The sequence below is a fragment of the Streptomyces sp. NPDC057543 genome (assembly GCF_042801895.1).
Taxonomy (GTDB): Bacteria; Actinomycetota; Actinomycetes; order Streptomycetales; family Streptomycetaceae; genus Streptomyces.
The window spans coordinates 1-14151 of the sequence record NZ_JBHVFF010000232.1; the positions used below are offsets into that span (position 1 = coordinate 1).

At 70.6% G+C, this 14151-nt stretch carries 12 protein-coding genes; 10 read left to right on the forward strand and 2 right to left on the reverse strand.

The window, feature by feature from the left end:
* Positions 1 to 57: 57 nt before the first annotated feature.
* Together ACFU8Q_RS30320 and ACFU8Q_RS30325 are read right to left on the reverse strand one after the other, a co-directional pair.
* Positions 58 to 1107 (reverse strand): iron-siderophore ABC transporter substrate-binding protein, encoded by a 1050-nt coding sequence (locus ACFU8Q_RS30320; protein ID WP_384459781.1) that lies wholly within the window; start codon positions 1105 to 1107, stop codon positions 58 to 60.
* A gap of 361 nt (positions 1108 to 1468) precedes the next feature.
* Positions 1469 to 2836, reverse strand: coding sequence for an FAD-dependent oxidoreductase (locus ACFU8Q_RS30325; protein WP_384459784.1), 1368 nt, complete (start codon positions 2834 to 2836; stop codon positions 1469 to 1471).
* Between the two features lie 262 nt (positions 2837 to 3098).
* Between ACFU8Q_RS30325 and ACFU8Q_RS30330 the strand changes: the two genes are divergently transcribed.
* From ACFU8Q_RS30330 to ACFU8Q_RS30375, 10 genes are all read left to right on the forward strand, one after another.
* A complete protein-coding gene (locus ACFU8Q_RS30330; RefSeq protein ID WP_384459787.1) occupies positions 3099 to 5165 on the forward strand; it encodes a SpoIIE family protein phosphatase in 2067 nt (688 codons plus the stop codon).
* 219 nt (positions 5166 to 5384) lie between these two features.
* Positions 5385 to 6773, forward strand: a complete 1389-nt coding sequence (locus ACFU8Q_RS30335; protein WP_384459790.1) for a wax ester/triacylglycerol synthase family O-acyltransferase — start codon at positions 5385 to 5387, stop codon at positions 6771 to 6773.
* Between the two features lie 145 nt (positions 6774 to 6918).
* Positions 6919 to 7908 (forward strand): aldo/keto reductase, encoded by a 990-nt coding sequence (locus tag ACFU8Q_RS30340; RefSeq protein WP_384459793.1) that lies wholly within the window; start codon positions 6919 to 6921, stop codon positions 7906 to 7908.
* A 1-nt stretch (position 7909) separates the two neighbouring features.
* Positions 7910 to 8221, forward strand: coding sequence for an L-rhamnose mutarotase (locus tag ACFU8Q_RS30345; protein ID WP_384459796.1), 312 nt, complete (start codon positions 7910 to 7912; stop codon positions 8219 to 8221).
* Position 8222: 1 nt separating this feature from the next.
* The gene (locus tag ACFU8Q_RS30350) at positions 8223 to 9077 is read left to right on the forward strand and encodes an amidohydrolase family protein (protein WP_384459799.1); all 855 of its coding nucleotides are present in this window, start codon (positions 8223 to 8225) and stop codon (positions 9075 to 9077) included.
* Between the two features lie 36 nt (positions 9078 to 9113).
* Positions 9114 to 9974 carry an Fpg/Nei family DNA glycosylase gene (locus ACFU8Q_RS30355; RefSeq protein ID WP_384459802.1) on the forward strand — a complete coding sequence of 287 codons (861 nt, stop codon included), beginning with the start codon at positions 9114 to 9116 and terminating at the stop codon, positions 9972 to 9974.
* A 63-nt stretch (positions 9975 to 10037) separates the two neighbouring features.
* Positions 10038 to 10790 (forward strand): LytR/AlgR family response regulator transcription factor, encoded by a 753-nt coding sequence (locus ACFU8Q_RS30360; protein ID WP_384459805.1) that lies wholly within the window; start codon positions 10038 to 10040, stop codon positions 10788 to 10790.
* Between the two features lie 64 nt (positions 10791 to 10854).
* A complete protein-coding gene (locus ACFU8Q_RS30365) occupies positions 10855 to 11217 on the forward strand; it encodes a hypothetical protein (protein WP_384459808.1) in 363 nt (120 codons plus the stop codon).
* Complete coding sequence (locus ACFU8Q_RS30370; protein WP_384459811.1) at positions 11214 to 12677, forward strand: cation acetate symporter; 1464 nt, start codon at positions 11214 to 11216, stop codon at positions 12675 to 12677. Before ACFU8Q_RS30365 ends, ACFU8Q_RS30370 begins: the two co-directional genes overlap by 4 nt.
* 217 nt (positions 12678 to 12894) lie before the next feature.
* Entirely contained in the window at positions 12895 to 14085 is a 1191-nt protein-coding gene (locus ACFU8Q_RS30375) for a sensor histidine kinase (RefSeq protein WP_384459814.1), read from the forward strand.
* Positions 14086 to 14151: the final 66 nt, after the last annotated feature.

Genomic DNA, 14151 nt, shown 5'->3' on the forward strand with positions numbered 1-14151 from the left:
GTTCCGGCACCGCTCGGCGGTGCGTGTGTGGTGGTGGCCATGTGGGGGTGGTCGGCCTCAGCCCTGGTCGGCGGCCTTGACGGCCTTGTCGATCAGCGGCAGGTAACGGTCGATCACCCACGGCACGGTGAGCGGGTTGATGATCGAGGAGGCGGTGACGAAGGAGTTGTCCTTGCTCGCGACCACGGCGCCGCTCTTGACTGCCGGAATCGCCGCGTACAGCGGCTGCGCCTCGATCTCCTTGCGGGACTTGTCGTCGGTGTAGAACGTGAAGACGAGGTCGCTGTCCTTCAGCTTCTCGGCGTTCTCCAGCCCGATGAGCGCCGAGTCGGTGCCCTTGGTCTCCTTGAAGGTGTTCACCACCGGGTCGACGGTGAGACCGAGCGAGGAGACCATCTTGACGCGCTGCTCGTCCGGCTTGAACACACCGAGGGTGCCGGGGCCGGTGTTGTAGATGTACGAGAACGTGTGCTTCTTGTAGCCCGGCCGGGTCGCTGCCGCGTCGGACAGCTGCTTCTCGATCTTCGAGATGAGGGTCTTCGCCTTGTCCGGCTGTCCCAGCGCCTTGGCGATGATGTCTATCTGCTGGTCCCAGTCCGTGCTCCACGCCAGTTCGGGATAGGCGACCGTGGGGGCGATGTCCTTGAGGATGTCGTAATCCTTCTGCGTGATCCCGGACCACGGCGCGAGGATGACGTCCGGCGCCAGCTCGGTGATGGCCTCGAAGTCGATGTCCTCGCCGCCGGTGAACTGGGTCGGCAGCTTGTCGCCCTTCTTCTCCACCGCTTCGTGGATCCAGGGCAGATAGCCCGACTTGTCGCTTCCCCACTCGTAACTCTCGATGCCCACCGGGGTGTGGCCGAGCGCGATGGCCGTCTCCGCCGAACCCTGGCCGAGGGTGACGACCCGTTCGGGCTGCTTCTTGATCTCCGCCGTTCCGAGCGCGCTCTTGATGGAGACGGGGAACGCTCCGCCGCCCTTCCCGGATGCGCCGGAGGTCTCCTTGCCGTCGTCGCTCGACGAACATCCACCGAGGACGAGAACGAACGCTGCGGCGGTGGCAGTTGCGGCGAGCGTCCGGCGACGCGCGCGGGTGAACCGGGACATGGGTATTCCTCATGGGTAGGCGGACGGAGCGGGCGAACCCCACGCGGAGTGCGTGAATTTAGGTAAGCCTAAGCTAAGTGAACTTCCGCCTACAACCGGCCTCCGGGTGTCGGGGTTCGCCTTCGGTCCGGGCCATTGGTGAAAGGTCTGGAGCGATCCGCGTCGGGCATGTCGAGGGGGGATTGTCAGGATCATGACAGTCGCGCCGCAGGGTCGTTGAGCGAAATCGCGGGCCGGGCAGCTCCGCCGAGTGTGGACGGAGCTGCCATTCCGGCCGTACGGACCGTCGGGCCGCGCGGCCGGGAGGTCCGTACGGTCAGGAGGTCCGTACGGTCAGGAGTGGTCCGGACGGTCCGTATCGTCAGGAGCGGGGCTCGGAAGCGTCGAGCATGGCGTCGCGCTCCACGACCTTGATCCGCTCGCGCCCCTGCTCCGCGCCCAGCGCCCGCTCGTGCGCGTCCAGGCGGTACCAGCCCTCGCGGGTCGTGTAACGGACGCCGCGCTCCTCCAGGAACGCGGTGACGGCCTCCGGCTCGGGCTGTGCCGGTACGGCCAGTCGGCCCGTGGCGTGGTCCTCCAGGAGGCAGGCGACCGTCTCGTTGGCGTCGCCCTTGGTGTGGCCGATCAGGCCGATCGGACCGCGCTTGATCCACCCCGTGACGTACACCGAGGACATGGGCTCCGCGCCGTCGACGACGCGCCCCGCGGCGTGCGGGACGGTGCCGGAGGCCACGTCGAACGGGAGCTTCGGGAGCTCCTGCGAGTAGTAGCCGACCGCGCGGTAGACGCTCTGCACGTCCCAGTCGGTGAAGCGTCCGGTGCCCTTGACGTTCCCGGTGCCGTCCAGCTCGGTCCGCTCGGTCCGCAGACCGACGACCCGGCCGTCCTCGCCGAGGATCTCCGCCGGGGACTCGAAGAAGTGCAGGAACAGCTTGTGCGGCCGTTCGCCCACGTCGCGGATGGCCCAGTTCTCCAATGTCGAGGCGACCATGTTGGCCTGCTTGTTGCCGCGCCGGGTCTCGATCGAACCTTGGTCGTACTCGATGTCCTCGGGATTGACGATGACCTCGATGTTCGGCGAGTGGTCCAGCTCCCGCAGCTCCATCGGGCTGAACTTGGCCTGCGCGGGACCACGACGCCCGAAGACGTGCACTTCCAGGGCCTTGTTGGCCTTCAGGCCCTCGTAGACGTTCGCGGGTATCTCGGTCGGCAGCAGTTCGTCCGCCGTCTTGGCGAGCATGCGCGCCACGTCCAGGGCCACATTGCCCACCCCGAGCACGGCGACCTTCTCCGCCTCCAGGGGCCAGGTGCGCGCCACCTCGGGGTGTCCGTCGTACCAGGAGACGAAGTCGGCCGCACCGTGGGAGCCGTCCAGGCCGCTGCCGGGGATGTCGAGCGCGCGGTCCGCGTCGGCGCCGGTGGAGAAGATCACCGCGTCGTAGAAGGACCGCAGATCGTCCAGGTCGATATCGGAGGGGTAGTCGACGTTGCCGAACAGCCGCAGCTGCGGCTTGTCGAGCACCTGGTGCAGTGCCTGGACGATGCCCTTGATCCGCGGGTGGTCGGGGGCCACCCCGTAACGGATCAGGCCGAAGGGGGCGGGCATCCGCTCGAACAGATCGATCGAAACCCCCGGGTCCTGTGCGGCCTCGGATTTCAGCAGCGCGTCCGCAGCGTAGATTCCGGCGGGGCCGGCTCCGACTATGGCGACGCGGACGGGGCGGGTCATGGAGTTGCAGGTCCTTAGAACGGGCTGACGTGGGCGGTGCGGCGCACGGTAGAAGTAAGGCTGGGCTTACCGTGCTCCACGGGACACGGTAACCGTTGCTGACCTGCGCTCTCCCGGCGGGCGGCTCTCCGGGTGCTCCCGAACGGTGCCCTCCGGTGTCAGGCACGGGTCCGGGAACCGCCGTCGAACGCCTGGAGCGGGAATCCCTCACCTGTGCGGGGTTCGCTCGAAGATTCGGACAAATGATGGCAGAGTGACCCACATGGACGATCGGGTAGCGGGTGCCCTGTCACTCCCGGACGACTGGCCCGCCCACCCGGATCTCAGCCTCGCCCTGAACCGCATGGGCAGCTTCGACTGGGACCTCGACACCGGCCTCATGCACATGGACCGTCCCGCACTCGAGGTGTTCGACCTGCGGGACGAGGAGTACGACAACCGGCCGGATTCGATCGCCGTGCGGATGCCGCCCGAGGAGGGAGTCCGGCTCGATGCGATGGTCGCACAGGCCCTCAAGAGCGGGCAGCGGAACTACGGCGCGTACTTCAGGATCCTGAGGCGAGACGGCACGCTGCGCTGGACCCACACCCAGGGCTTCATCCAGCGCGACGGGAGCGGCCGTCCCCATCGCATCATCGGCATCGTCCGCGACGCCACCCAGGAGCTGGCCGACTCGACGGCCCGCCGGGAACCGGACACGGAGCGGCAGTGCCGCACCAGCCTGGTGGAGGGCGCCACGGCCGCACTCGCCCATGCCCGGACGGTCCGGGACGTCATCGAGGTGCTGAAGAACTCCCAGGGGCTGGCGCATCTCGGTGCGACCGGCCTGGTCGTCGGGCTGATCGAGGCCGGACGCATCCATCTCGTGGCGGGCGGCCCGGAGGGCTCGTTCGTCCCCGGTACGCGGTACACCCGGACGGACGAGGGCTACCCGATGAGCGAAGTCGTACGCACCCTCGCGCCCCGCTTCATCGACTCCGCCACGGACTTCGCCACCTCGTACCCGATTCTCTGGCCGCACATCAGCCACCTCGGCATCACATCCGCCGCGTATCTGCCGCTGATCGCCCAGGCCCGGCCCATCGGCGCCATCGGGCTGCTCTACAGCGACAAGGCGGGCTTCACCGGTGACGAGCGCAATCTGCTCGTCGCGCTCGGCAGCTCCATCGCCCAGAGCCTGCAGCGGGCCATGCTGTACGAGCAGGAGCACGATCTCGCCGAGGGCCTCCAACAGGCCATGCTGCCGCGCCGGATCCCCGATGTGCCGGGGGCGCGGGTCGCCGTCCGGTACCGGTCGGCCCGGCTGGGCCGGGACATCGGGGGCGACTGGTACGACGTCATCCCGCTGCCCGGCGGCCGTGTCGGGGCCGTCATCGGGGACGTACAGGGCCATGACACGCATGCCGCGGCGGTCATGGGGCAGCTGCGCATCGTGCTGCGGGCCTACGCGGCCGAGGGGCACAGCCCCGCCACGGTGATGGCCCGCGCCTCCGTCTTCCTCCACGAACTGGACACCGACCGCTTCGCGACCTGCACGTACGCCGAGGTCGACCTGACGACCGGAGTGGTGCAGCTGGTCCGGGCCGGTCACATCGATCCGCTGCTGCGCGACATCGACGGCGACTGCCGCAGGCTGGTCGCGGAGGGTGGGCTGCCGCTGGGACTCTCCGCCGAGTTCGGGCGGCTCGAATATCCGGTGGGCACCGTCGAGCTGGATCCCGGTCAGACGCTTCTGCTCTTCACCGACGGGCTGGTGGAGATGCCCGGCGCCGATCTCGACGAGGGCATCGAGCTGCTGACGTCCATGGTGCGCACCGGTCCGCAGGACCTGCAGAAGCTGGCCGACCGGCTCTGCGAAGAGGTCGACGAGCGCGGCGGCGAGGACGATGTGGCGGTCCTGCTGCTGGGTCGCAAGGTCGCTCACGCACCCCAACCGGGCGGCAGGCTCCAGCAGCATGTCGCCCAGGGCGACCCGGAGGCGCTGAGCTCCGCACGGCACATGATCCGGGCGGCGGTACGGGCCTGGGGTGCCAGGACGCGGGCCGACGAGGTCGAGCTGGCGGCCGATGAGCTGATCACCAATGCGCTGATGCACACCGACGGCGGGGCGATCGTCACGATCCGGGTGCTCACCGGGTCCGAGCGGCGCCTGCGGGTCGATGTCGAGGACCGTTCCAGCGCACTGCCCCGACGCCGGGACGCGGGGGAGTCCGGGGTCTCCGGACGCGGGCTGATGCTGGTGGACCGGCTGGCCGACCTCTGGGGTGTGGAGTCGCGGGGCGTCGGCAAGTGCGTGTGGTGCGAATTCGTCATTCCGGAAAACGAATGAAGCGAATGAATCGGATGGTCCGGCCGGTCCGGATGGCGCGGATACGCGGATGGCGGAAGTGCCGAGCAGCGGCCCGAGGGGACGCCGCGTACGGGCCCGACAGATGCTGAGCACTACTCGACAGTAACAGAAAGTAACATGTCTGTGCTTGACCGTAACCGACCGCAAGCGATTGACTGCCACTCCGTCAGTCCTGTCTTTCGATGACATGAGGATCCGTTGGGCACTGAGCTGCTGACACCCCTCGACCTGGCCTTCTGGCACCTCGAATCCGATGCCCACCCCATGCACCTCGGTGCGCTCGCCGTCTTCTCGCCGGTCCCCGACCCGGCGCACGGCGTGAGCACCGAGACCGTGCTGGAACTGCTGGGTGCCCGCGCCGCCGCGATTCCACGGCTGCGGATGCGGGTCAGGGACGTACTGCTGCCGGTCGGCGGCGCGGCCTGGTTCGTGGACAAGGACTTCGATGTGCGGCGGCACATCGCGCCGGTGCGGCTGACCGAGGCGGAATCGCGCGGCGGGGACGACGGATTCATGGCGGGCGCCACCCGGCTGGCGGGCGAGCTGATGGAACGGCCGCTCGAACGGGGCCTGCCGCCCTGGCAGATGTACGTGATCGGCGGCGCCGACGGCGGCCCCTTCGCCGTGCTCGTCAAGCTCCACCACGCGCTCGCCGACGGAATGCGCGCGGTCGCCATCGGCGCCGGGATCTTCGACGAGATCGCTTCCGCCGGCCGTGCCCGCAGCGGCATCCCCACCCGCCGGGCGCGCGCGGTCCCGCCCCGCTCCTGGATGCCGGGCCCGCGCCAGGTCGCCGGCCTCGCGCTGGGCCGGATCGAGGACCTCGGCCGGGCCTTCGGAGTCGGTGCCTCCATGGTGTGGGCCAGCCGCCTCGATCTGCGCGGCGCGCCGGCGCTCATCGCGAGCTCCAGCGGCACCCGGCGGCTCGCCACCGCCGACCTGGACCTCGATGCGGTCCAGCGGATCCGCCGCGCCGCCGGAGGTACGACCAACGACGTCCTCCTCGCGGTCGTCGCCGGGGCCCTGCGCCGCTGGATGCTGGAGCGCGGAGAGGCGCTGCCGGCCGAGGACCCGCGCGCCCTGGTGCCGGTCTCCCGGCGCAGACCGGGCCAGGCGGCCGCGACGGGGAACAAGCTCTCCGCCTATCTGCTCGGACTCCCCGTCCGCGAACCCGACCCCTGGAAACGACTCCGTACCGTCCGCACCGCCATGGACCGCAACAAGTCCGCGGGACCCTTCCGCGGGGCCGGTGCGGTCGCCGTGCTCGCCGATCAACTGCCCTCGCTGGCCCACCGCTTCGGCGCGCCCATCGCCGGGAACGCGGCCAGGATGCTCTTCGACGTCCTGGTCACCAGCGTGCCCCTGCCGCGCTCGGCGCTCTCGCTCGGCGGCTGCCCGCTGCGCGCCGTCTACCCGATGGCGCCGCTGGCCCGCGGCCAGTCCCTGGCCATCGCCCTGTCCACGTACGGCGGCCGGGTGCGGGTCGGGCTGGTGGCCGACGGCAAGGCGCTGCCCGATCTGGAGCGGCTGGCGAGCTGCGCCCACGACGAGGTGGCGCACCTGCTCGAACTGCTGCCGACCGGCTGAACGGTTCACACCGGATCAGTCATAGATCGGACAGATCTCTGGAAAAGTGCCGCAGATCATGGTGTCCGAAGTGTTGACGCATCCAAGTGATCCGATGAATATTCGCTGTGTGCAGGAAGTGATCACGGGGGAGGGCGACGGAAGCATGCGGCGCAACAGGCTGGGCAACAGCACGGTCGAGGTCACCGAACTGTCCTTCGGAGCCGCCGCCATCGGCAATCTCTTCAGCGCCGTCGACCCCGCGCAGGCGGCGGCCGCCGTGGACGCCGCATGGGGCGAGGGCATCCGCTACTTCGACACCGCGCCGCACTACGGACTCGGCCTCTCCGAACGACGGCTCGGCGAGGCCCTGCGCGACAGACCCCGCGACTCCTACGTGCTGTCCACCAAGGTGGGACGCGTGCTCGACAAGCTGCCCGCCGACACCGCCACCGAGCGCATGACCGACGGGCTGTCCGAGGGCTTCGCCGTGCCCGCCACGCACCGCCGCCGCTGGGACTTCAGCGCCGACGGCGTGCGCCGCAGCATCGAGGACAGCCTGGAACGGCTCGGACTCGACCGGGTCGACATCGCCTATCTGCACGACCCGGACGACCACGCGGAGGCAGCGTTCCACGAGGCCTACCCGGCACTGGAGAAGCTGCGCGCACAGGGCGTCGTCGGAGCCATCGGTGCCGGGATGAACCAGACCGCCATGCTCACCCGCTTCCTGCGCGACACCGACGTCGACGTCGTGCTCTGCGCGGGCCGGTACACCCTCCTCGACCAGTCCGCCCTCACCGAGCTGCTGCCCGAGGCCGCCGCCCGCGGCCGCAGCGTCGTCGTCGGCGGGGTCTTCAACTCCGGGCTGCTCGCCGACCCGCGCCCCGGCGCCACGTACGACTACACGGCCGCGCCCCTGGCCCTCCTGGACCGGGCGCTGCGGATCAAGGCCGTCACCGAGGGCCACGGCGTCCCGCTGCGGGCCGCCGCCCTCCACTACCCGCTCGCGCACCCGGCCGTCGCCGGAGTGCTCGTCGGCACCCGCTCCCCGGGCGAGGTGCGCGACGCCGCCGCCCTGCTCCGCCGCGAGATCCCGGACGGACTCTGGGACGACCTGCGCGCCGAGGGCCTGCTCACCGAGGACGGACACTGACATGAGAATCGCCCTGCACACCAAGGTCCGCGCCGACCGCATCGAGGAGTACGAGGCCGCGCACCGCGAAGTCCCCGCGGAGCTCACCACCGCGATCCGTGCGGCGGGCGCCACCTCCTGGACGATCTGGCGCAGCGGCACCGACCTCTTCCACGTCATCGACTGCGAGGACTACGCCGCGCTCCTTGCCGAACTGGAGAAACTCCCGGTCAACGTCGCCTGGCAGGCCAGGATGGCCGAGCTGCTCGACGTCGTGCACGACTACTCCTCGGACGGTGCCGAAGCCGGTCTCCCGGTCGCCTGGGAGCTGTGACATGAGCGGTCAGGAACGGATCGTCGACGCCCACCACCATGTGTGGGACCTGTCGGTACGCGACCAGGACTGGATCACCGGCGACGAACTCGCCCCGCTCCGGCGCACCTTCACCCTCGACGACCTGGAGACCGAGGCGCGCGACGCCGGGGTGTACGCCACCGTCCTCGTCCAGACCGTCACCGTCCCCGCGGAAACCCCCGAGTTCCTGGCCCTCGCCCATGACAACGACCTCGTCGCGGGCGTCGTCGGCTGGTGCGACCTCACCGCCCCGGACGTCGCCGACACTCTGGCCGCGCTGCGCGAACTCCCCGGCGGCGACCGGCTCGTCGGCATCCGCCACCAGGTCCAGGGCGAACCCGACCCCGAGTGGCTGCTGCGCCCCGACGTCCGGCGCGGACTCGCCGCCGTCGCCGACGCGGGGCTCGTCTACGACCTCGTCGTCCAGGCCCGCCAACTGCCCGCCACCGTCCGGGCCGCCGCCCTGCTCCCCGGGTTGACCTTCGTACTCGACCACGCCGGCAAACCGCCCGTCGTCACCGGTGAACTGCACCCCTGGGCCGACGACCTCCGGGCCCTCGCCGCCCGCCCCAACACCGTGTGCAAACTCTCCGGCCTGGTCACCGAGGCCGATGTGCACTCCTGGACCGTGAGCGATCTGCGCCCGTACGCCGACACCGTCCTCGACGCCTTCGGGCCCGACCGGCTGATGTTCGGCTCGGACTGGCCGGTGTGCCGGCTCGCCGCCACGTACCGGGAGGTCGTCGACACGGCACGCACCCTGACCGATGCCCTCACCGAGGACGAGCGGCACCGCGTCCTCGCCGCCACGGCCGAGCGCGTGTACGGCCTCTGACAGGCGGCCGGCCGACGCTTCCGGCAGTCTGGAACCATGCCCGAACTGCCGGAAGTCGAAGCCCTGCGGGTCTTCCTCGACGACCACCTCGTCGGCAGGGAGATCGACCGCGTCCTGCCACTGACCGTCAGTGTCCTCAAGACGTACGACCCGCCCCTCACCGCGCTGAACGGCACCACGGTCACGGCCATCGCCCGGCACGGCAAGTTCCTGGACATCGCCGCCGGGCAGCTCCACCTGATCACCCACCTCGCCCGGGCCGGCTGGCTGCGGTGGAAGGACGCCTTCCCCGCCACGCCGCCACGCCCCGGCAAGGGACCCCTGGCTTTGCGCACCGTACTCACCGGCGGCGACGGCTTCGACCTCACCGAGGCGGGCACCGCCAAACGCCTCGCCGTATACCTGGTGCACGAACCGGCCGAGGTGCCCGGCATCGCCCGACTCGGCCCCGACCCCCTCGACGATTCCTTCGACCGGGACGCGTTCGCCGCGCTGCTCGCCGGGGAACGCCGCCGGATCAAGGGCGCCCTGCGCGACCAGTCCCTGATCGCGGGCATCGGCAACGCCTACAGCGACGAGATCCTGCACGCCGCGAAGATGTCGCCGTATCTGCTCACCGCGAACCTCACCGACGACCAGATCAGCCGGCTGCACACCGCGCTGCGCACCACACTCCGCGACGCGGTCGCCCGTTCCGGCGGACTGCGGGCCGGAGAGCTCAAGGCCGAGAAGAAGAGCGGGATGCGCGTCCATGGACGCACCGGCGAGGCGTGCCCCGTCTGCGGCGACACCATCCGCGAGGTGTCGTTCAGCGACTCCTCGCTCCAGTACTGCCCCACCTGCCAGACCGGCGGCAAACCGCTGGCCGACCGCCGCCTGTCCCGACTGCTCAAGTAGCCCGGTCCGGCGGGTGCCCCGCACTCCGGCCCGGCACCCCCACGCACGTTCTACACTCCGCCCATGCTGCGCGTACTCGCCGTCGACGACGAAGAACCCGCTCTGGAGGAACTCCTCTACCTCCTGCGCGCCGATCCCCGCATCCGCAGCGCCGAGGGCGCCACCGGGGCCACCGAGGCACTGCGCCGCATCGGCAGTGCCGTCGAGGCGGGCCCCGACGACCCTTCCGCCATCGACGTCGTCTTCCTCGACATCCACATGGCCGGCCTCACCGGCCTCGACGTCGCCCAACTGCTGGCCGGGTTCGCCGCACCCCCGCTCATCGTCTTCGTCACCGCGCACGAGGGATTCGCCGTCCACGCCTTCGATCTGAAAGCCGTGGACTACGTCCTCAAGCCGGTCCGCCGCGAACGCCTCGCCGAAGCGGTCCGCCGCGTGGCCGAACAGGTCGGTGACCGCTCCGCACCCGTGCTCGACACCGCGGGCGACCAGATACCGGTGGAGCTCGGCGGAGTGACCCGGTTCATCCCGATCGACGACATCGCCTACGCCGAGGCCCAGGGCGACTACGCCCGGCTGCACACCGCCACCGGCAGCCACCTCGTCCGCGTCCCCCTCACCACCCTGGAGGAACGCTGGCGCACCCGCGGCTTCGTACGCATCCACCGGCGCCATCTCGTCGCGCTGGGCCGGATCGACGAACTCCGCCTGGACGCCGGCAGCATGAGTGTGCGCGTCGGCACCGCCGAGCTCGCCGTGAGCCGTCGCCACGCCCGTGCGCTGCGCGATCTGCTGATGCGCCGGACCGGCCGCTGACCAGGGACTACCCGGACCCGAACCCCTTCCCACGAGGGCCCCGTGCTGCGTACACTCCGGGCCCATGTCCGCAGAGCCAACACCCCGGCGTGAAGTGGTGACGGGGGAGCCCCGGCGGGTGCGACCGCTGCCGCGATACCGCACCCAGTCGGAGATCGACGAGCAGACCGCACTGGGCGGCGCGTACGTCCGTTCGCTGATGCGCAGCCAGTTGCGCGCCGGACTCTCCGCCTTCATCGTCCTCGCGGTGGTCGTCGGCACACTGCCCCTGGTCTTCGAGGCCCTGCACAGCGCCGCGCTGGTGTGGGCGGTCCTCGGGTTCGCCGCCTATCCGCCCCTGACCCTGACCGCCTGGTGGTACGTGCGAAGGGCCGAGCGCAACGAACGCGACTTCGCCCGGCTCGTGGAAGGCCGCCCCGCACCGTGAGCCGCGCGTACGCGGTGGCGGCCGTCGGCTCCGTCGTGGTCGCGACCGTCCTCGTCGGCGGCTTCGGGCTGCGCATCTCCCGTACCACCTCCGACTTCTACGTCGCCTCACGCACCGTACGACCGCGGCTCAACGCCGCGGCGATCAGCGGCGAATACCTCTCCGCTGCCTCCTTCCTCGGCATCGCGGGCCTGGTCCTCGTGCACGGACCGGACATGCTCTGGTACCCGGTCGGCTACACCGCGGGCTATCTGGTGCTGCTGGTCTTCGTCGCCGCACCGCTGCGCCGCTCGGGGGCGTACACCCTGCCCGACTTCGCCGAGGGACGGCTGGAATCGCGGCAGGTGCGCAGGCTGGTGAGCGTCTTCGTCGTCGCGGCGGGTTGGCTCTACCTCGTACCGCAGCTCCAGGGCGCGGGACTGACGCTCAAGATCCTGACCGGGGCGCCCGGCTGGCTCGGCGACGTGCTCGTGGCGTCCGTCGTCGTCATCGCCGTCGCCGCGGGCGGCATGCGGTCCATCACCTTCGTGCAGGTCTTCCAGTACTGGCTGAAACTGACCGCACTCCTCGTCCCCGCGATCTTCCTGGTGCTCGCCTGGCAGAGCGACGGGCGGCCCCGCGTCCACTTCGAAGAACAGCTCTCCGTCTTCCGCGCCGACCATCCGCTGTACGCCACCTACGGACTGATCGTCGCGACATTCCTCGGCACCATGGGCCTGCCCCATGTCGTCGTCCGCTTCTACACCAGCCCCAACGGCCGCGACGCCCGCCGTACGACGGTCGCCGTCCTCGCCCTCATCGGCGTGTTCTACCTGCTGCCGCCGGTCTACGGCGCACTGGGCAGGCTGTACGCCCCCGAGCTGATCCACGGTGGGGACGCGGACGCCGCCGTACTGCTGCTGCCCGGCCGGGTCATCGGCGGGCTCGGCGGGGATCTGCTCGGCGCGCTCATCGCGGGCGGCGCCTTCGCCGCGTTCCTGTCGACCGCCTCCGGCCTCACGATGGCCGTCGCGGGCGTCATCACCCAGGACGTGCTCCCGTCGCGCGGGGTACGGCACTTCCGGCTCGCCACCGTCCTCGCCATGTGCGTACCGCTGGCCGGTTCGCTGCTGGTGAGCCGGGTCCCGGTGGCCGACTCGGTGGGGATGGCGTTCGCCGTCTCCGCGTCCTCCTTCTGCCCGCTGCTGGTCCTCGGCATCTGGTGGCGGCGGCTCACCCCGCCCGGCGCGATCGCCGGACTGCTGCTCGGCGGCGGCTCCGCGTTCCTGTCCGTCGCCATCACCGTCAGCGGCGCGGTACGCCCGCCCGGCTGGCCGCACGCCCTGCTCGCCTGGCCCGCCGTCTGGTCGGTGCCGGTCGGCTTCCTCGCCATGGTCCTGGTGTCCCTCGCCACGCCCGGCCGGATACCTCCCGGCACCAATGTCGCCATGACCCGCTTCCACCTGCCGGAAGCGCTGTGAGGGCCCGGCAGCGGGCTTCGCGGCGTCGCGGGGCCGGGGCACGCACCTCGCGGCGTTGTCGTCGATCACCAACGCTCCTTCACCAAGTTCTCGGCTGCGCTCGAGCAGCGGAGACCCCGTCCGGCTCGATCCTCCGCCTTGCGATGCACGCGACCCGGTCCCGCTCCTTCACCCGCGCTGCCCACTGCCGGGCCCTCTTGACCTCGGGGAGACACCGATGACCGGGGCCGGATGCGCCGCAGTCGTCCTGCTCGTCGTTCTGCTGCTCGGCGCGGGCTTCCTGCTCGGTCGCCGCACTGCCCGTCCCGTCCGCACCAGCGACGTCGGAACCCCCGTCGAGCACGCCACCTTCGAGACCCTGCACACCGCCTCGCTCGCCGCGCCTTCGCTGCGGGCCGGACTCACCGAGGAGAGCGCCCGCAAATCCGCCCGCGGACTCCGCTCCCTGCTCGGCACCGACGCCCTCTGCCTCACCGACCGAGACCGGGTGCTCGTCTGGGACGGCGCGGGCGAACACCACGACAGGCACGTCATGGACCAGGTGCGGGGCCTCCTCGCCAGCGGCCGCGACACCGCCTTCGCAAGCGACTGCGACGACCTCGACTGCCCGCTGCGCTGGGCCGTGGCCGTGCCGCTCACCGTCGACCACCGGGTCCTCGGCACCCTCATCGCCTACGCCCCGCGCGAATCCGCGGTGCTCGCGCGCGCGGCCGGAGAAGTCGCCCGCTGGGTCTGCGTACAGCTGGAACTCGCCGAACTCGACCGCTCCCGCACCCAGCTCATCGAGGCCGAGATCAGGGCGCTGCGGGCCCAGATCTCCCCGCACTTCATCTTCAACTCCCTTGCCGCCATTGCCTCGTTCGTCCGCACAGACCCCGAGCAGGCCCGCGAACTCCTCCTGGAATTCGCCGACTTCACTCGTTACTCGTTCCGCAGCCACGGCGACTTCACCACCCTCGCCGATGAACTCCACTCCATCGACCAGTACCTGGCACTGGTTCGGGCCCGCTTCGGTGAACGGCTCGCCGTCACCCTCCAGGTCGCCCCCGAAGTGCTGCCCGTCGCCCTGCCGTTCCTCTGCCTGCAGCCGCTCGTCGAGAACGCCGTCAAGCACGGCCTCGAAGGGGCCGTCACCAGCAGCCGCATCACCATCAGCGCACTCGACGCCGGCTCCGAGGCCGAGGTCGTCATCGAGGACGACGGCACCGGAATGGACCCGGAACGCCTGCGGCACATCCTGCGCGGCGAGGGCGGAGAATCCACCGGAATCGGACTGCTGAACGTCGACGAACGGCTGCGCCAGGTGTACGGGGACGACTACGGGCTCGTCATCGAGACCGGCATCGGCGCCGGGATGAAGATCACGGTACGGCTGCCCAAGTACCGTGCGGGGGTGCACGGTTCCTGACCGCCGCCATCGGATGCTCGAAGGCACCCGCCCTGCGGGTCTTCACCTCGCAGACCACGAGTGCGT